Source organism: Streptomyces sp. NPDC032198 (genome assembly GCF_040636975.1).
Taxonomy (GTDB): Bacteria; Actinomycetota; Actinomycetes; order Streptomycetales; family Streptomycetaceae; genus Streptomyces.
Map to the genome: position 1 here is coordinate 1 of NZ_JBEZVL010000045.1, position 2062 is coordinate 2062.

At 71.5% G+C, this 2062-nt stretch carries 1 protein-coding gene; it reads left to right on the forward strand.

Annotated features, from left to right (window positions below):
- Positions 1-170: 170 nt before the first annotated feature.
- Positions 171-2062: SDR family NAD(P)-dependent oxidoreductase (locus AB0E78_RS41810; protein ID WP_361844954.1), on the forward strand; the 1892-nt coding region annotated here is incomplete at its 3' end.

Here is a 2062-nt window from a genome sequence, read left to right on the forward strand (position 1 = left end):
ACCCCATCAACTGGACCCACACCCTCCCCCCAACCCACACCACCCCCCACCACCAAACCCTCCCCACCTACCCCTTCCAACACGAACACTTCTGGCTTGAGCCCTCGCCCCGGCAGGGCGACCCGGCATCCCTCGGCCTGGACTCCTTCCGGCACCCTTGGCTGGGCGCGGTGACCGCGGTTGCCGACGGCGACGGTCATCTCCTCACCGGGCGTCTCTCCCTCGCCGAGCAGCCCTGGCTCGCCGATCACGCCGTTTTCGGTACGGTGCTCGCTCCGGGCACTGGGCTCCTCGAACTCGCCTGGGCCGCAGCCGCCGAGGTCGGCGCTGCACACGTCGCTGAACTCACCATCGCGGAGCCCTTGTTGCTCCCAGAGACCGGCAACGTACGCCTTCAAATCGCGGTCGGCCCCTCAGACGGTGACGGCCGACGCACCCTCTCGGTCCACAGCAGGCGCGAGGACACCCAGAGCGACTGGACCTGCCACGGCACGGGCACGCTCGCCGACGATCCCTCGTTCCAGGAGGGCGCACCGCAGCCGGAGTTCTCGGAGCTGGCTCAGTGGCCGGTCGAGGGGGCGGAGTCCGTGGACCCTGTCGCCTTCTACGAACGACTCCGCGCGCAGGGCCTGGAGTACGGCCCGGCGTTCCAGGGCGTGACCGATCTGCGGCGGCGCGGGACCAGCGCCTACGCCACCGTACGGCTGCCGGAAGGCCTTGACGCGTCCGACTACGGCGTACACCCGGCCCTGCTCGACGCGGCCCTTCAGTCGCTCGCGGCGGTGCGTACGGACGATGTCGAGTCCGGCGGCGTACTGCTCCCCTTCGAGTGGAGCGCGGCCGAGTTGCACCGGGTCGGCAGCACTGAGCTGCGGGTCCGCGCGGACTGGGACCAGGACACGGCAGAGGCCCGGATCTGGGTCACGGACGCCACGGGAAGCCCGGTGGCCCACGCGCGGCTGCAGGCCCGCACGGCCACCGCCGAGCAGATCCGGGCCGGCCGTCCGGTGGAGCACCTCTACCGGGTCGATCTCCAGGCCGTGCCTCTGCCCGGCACTCCCGTGGACGGCAGCCGAAGCTGGGTCCTGGGCGGCGAGGGCGAGCTGTCGACGGCGCTCGGGGCGCATCAAGTGCCGGACCTGGACGCTCTGTTCGCCCTGTTGGAAGGAGACAGTACGGCCCCGCCCGCGCGGCTCGTGATCGACGCGACGGCGCCATACGAGGGCGGGGGCGGAGTCAAGGCCGGGGCCCGGGAGGAGGACGGGGGCGAGTACGGGTCCGAGTTCGGGATTGCCGCTGACGCGGTGCACGAGGCTTCGGCTCTTGCTCTGGAGACGCTGCGGCGCCTCCTCGCCGAAGAGCGTCTGGCCGACACCGATTTGGTGTGGGCCACCCGCAGGGCCACCGGCGAGGACGTGCGGGACCTGACCCACGCCCCCCTGTGGGGGATGGTGCGGGTCGCCAGGAACGAGCACCCGGACCGCTCGATCCGCCTCCTCGACCTGGGCGACGACGCGGACGACCTCAACGCCCTGCCCCGCGCTCTGTCCCTGGGCGCCGAGCCGGAGGTCGTCGTGCGGCAGGGAACGCCGTATGTGCCCCGACTGATCCGGGTGGAGGCGGTACAGGCCGAGGCCCCGCGTCTCGATCCCGAGGGCACGGTCCTGATCACCGGCGGCACCGGCGAACTCGGCCGCCAGATCGCCCACCACCTCGTACAAGAACACGGCACACGCCACCTCGTCCTCACCTCACGCCAAGGACCCGAAGCTCCCGGCACCTCCGAACTCGCCGCCCAGTTGCGTGAGTTGGGTGCCGAGTCGGTGGACGTCCACGCCTGCGACATCACCGACCCCCAGCAGACCGAACACCTCATCACCACCCTGGAACGCCCCCTCACCGCCGTCTTCCACCTCGCCGGCATCCTCGACGACGGCCTCCTCACCAGCCAGACCCCCCAACGCCTGGCCACCGTCCTCGCCCCCAAGGTCGACGGCGCCCTCCACCTCCACCACCTCACCACCCACCACCCCCTCACCGCCTTCGTCCTCTTCTCCAGCGC